Source organism: Rhodopirellula maiorica SM1, assembly GCF_000346295.1.
GTDB classification, from domain to species: Bacteria; Planctomycetota; Planctomycetia; order Pirellulales; family Pirellulaceae; genus Novipirellula; species Novipirellula maiorica.
Map to the genome: position 1 here is coordinate 1 of NZ_ANOG01000602.1, position 1928 is coordinate 1928.

General features: G+C 54.9%; 2 protein-coding genes and 1 pseudogene. All 3 read right to left on the reverse strand.

What is annotated here, in order from left to right:
• Positions 1–95: 95 nt before the first annotated feature.
• Entirely contained in the window at positions 96–356 is a 261-nt protein-coding gene (locus RMSM_RS19240) for a DUF4404 family protein (protein ID WP_008699861.1), read from the reverse strand.
• Positions 356–1486, reverse strand: a complete 1131-nt coding sequence (locus RMSM_RS19245; protein WP_008699862.1) for a Gfo/Idh/MocA family protein — start codon at positions 1484–1486, stop codon at positions 356–358. Before RMSM_RS19245 ends, RMSM_RS19240 begins: the two co-directional genes overlap by 1 nt.
• 177 nt (positions 1487–1663) lie before the next feature.
• A pseudogene (locus RMSM_RS19250) lies at positions 1664–1928 on the reverse strand (sugar phosphate isomerase/epimerase); the annotation flags it as partial.

The following is a 1928-nucleotide window of genomic DNA, read 5'->3' on the forward strand; positions in this document are numbered from 1 at the left end:
GGCAAGACTTTCGTCTGGGGTCGCCCGCTCGGCCCGAAAGTCTTGGCGACTTTCGCTACAGTGAGCGCTCAGCAGAGAAACGCAGTGCCGCCGAACTAGATGCCCATTTGCTGCAGCATGTCAGCGATGCGGCCGAGCGTGTTGGTCAGCAGCGGATGCGACTTTTCAAATTGACGCGCCGATTCGCTGATCTGGTCACTCAGCGAGCTCTCTTCGTCGTCGCTTCGCCCCAGCACCGACTCAATTTCAGCCATGGTTTGCCGCAATCGAGCAACGTCCTCCTCTGCGAGGTCGTCCGCGTTTTCCAGTTCTTGATGAACGGTTTGCAGTGCCAAGAGCAAATCTTCGCGAGTCATTAGACGTCCTTCCAGGCGCGTTGGGCTGCACTATCCAAGACCGCGTCGCAAACCTTTTGCGTTTCGAGTGCATCGCGGAAACTGGGGTGCATTTGTTCGCCGGTTTCCAGTGATTTCAGGAAGTCGGCGACTTGGTGAATGAACGTATGTTCGTAACCGATGTTCAAGCCGGGAACCCACCAATTTTTCATGTACGGTTGTTCGCCGTCGCTGATGTGAACACTTCGCCAACCGCGAACGATCGAATCGTCCGCGTGGTCAAAGTATTCGAGGCGATGCAGATCGTGCAGGTCCCAGCGAATCGAGGCGTTTTCGCCATTGATTTCAAAGGTGTACAGTGCCTTGTGTCCGCGTGCGTAACGAGTCGATTCGAACAAACCGAGCGAGCCGTTGTCGAAGTGACAGAAGAAGCTGCATGCGTCGTCGATCTTGACCGGCTCTTTCTTGCCCGTTTCGCTGTGCATTCGTTCTTTGACAAACGTTTCGGTCATTGCCGAGACATCCTTGATGCTGCCGTTCAGCCAAAGTGCTGTATCGATACAGTGGGCCAACAAGTCACCGGTCACGCCGCTGCCGGCCGCTTCGGCATCCAAACGCCACGTCGCCGCACCACCCTGAGGCACGTCGGCATTGATCGTCCAGTCTTGCAGGAAGTTCGCTCGGTAGTGAAAGATCCGCCCCAAGCGACCTTCGTCGATCAATTGTTTGGCCAGCGTGACGGCGGGAACGCGGCGATAGTTGTACCAGACCATGTTTTTGACGCCGGCCTTTTCGACCGCTTGGCACATCTCTTCGCCATCGGCTTGATTCAGTGCAAGCGGCTTTTCGCACAGCACCATCTTGCCCGCTTCGGCGGCGGCGATCGAAATTTCTTTGTGCAAGTTGTTGGGCGTACAGACATCGATCGCGTCGATGTCGTCACGCTTTAGCATCTCGCGCCAATCGGTTTCGACCGATTCATAACCCCAGTTATCCGCGAACGCTTGCGCCTTTTCTTTATTGCGGGCACATACCGCTTTTAGGACCGGCTTGTATTCGCATGGGAAAAAGTGGTTCGCTTGGGCATAACCGTTCGAGTGAGTTCGTCCCATGAACCCATATCCAACCATCCCAATATTCAGCGGCTTCATCGTGTGTGTTTCCTTGTTGCGTTTGTAAGCGAGTTTGATTCGTTTGCAGAAGTGGTTTACGGCTTGTTGAATTAGTGAGCCGTGACGCGTAAGCGGCCGGGTTCCACGATTTACCCGGTGTCTTACGGCCCACGGCTCACCGCTGCGATTTAAATTTCAATTAAATCAGCAAGCTGTTTAGGCCGTTTGCGAGGCGCAATGCGTGTCGCGGACCTTGATCATGGTATCGAGGATCGTGTTCCATGTGTGAGGATCTTCGAGCGTTGCATTGGGGAACATGCATCCGTCCCAGCAAATATGCTTGATGCCGCGTTTCTCGGCGTCCTTGAGCCAATAGCCCGAGCACTTGACGATGTCCAGTTTGCCGTTGGGGTCATCAGCCGGGCAATGTTTCCCGGTCTTGTCGTGCGACCCGGCACCGTGAACCTCGCCATCATTCTGT